We start from the raw sequence: 279 nt of genomic DNA, 5'->3' as shown, positions 1-279 counted from the left end.
CATGGACGTGGTGACCAACAATTTTCCTGGAGTACGCGTCCGTTACCAGGCTCAGGTACAGCGGGCCGTTACGTGCGGGCAGATAAGTAATGTCGGCAACCCAGACGTGCTCCGGCCTTGTCGGAACGACTTGGCTTGGACCGGGCTTGATTAAGTTGGGATGGCGGTAGAAGCGATGAAAGCTCTGTGTTGTCTTGTGGTATGCCCGCTTGGGCAGTACCAGCAAACGGCGCTCTCCCAAGACCTGAAACAGCCTATCTCGGCCGACCTGGAATCGTT

General features: G+C 56.6%; 1 pseudogene. It reads right to left on the bottom strand.

Going from position 1 to position 279, the window contains the following annotated elements:
• Positions 1-279: pseudogene (locus CR917_RS26995) on the bottom strand (IS3 family transposase); the annotation flags it as partial.

The organism is Pseudomonas sp. BRM28, assembly GCF_002939405.1.
GTDB lineage: Bacteria > Pseudomonadota > Gammaproteobacteria > Pseudomonadales > Pseudomonadaceae > Aquipseudomonas > Aquipseudomonas palmensis.
The sequence above is the reverse complement of the archived record's forward strand: the minus strand, read 5'-3'. Positions and strand labels throughout refer to the sequence as shown.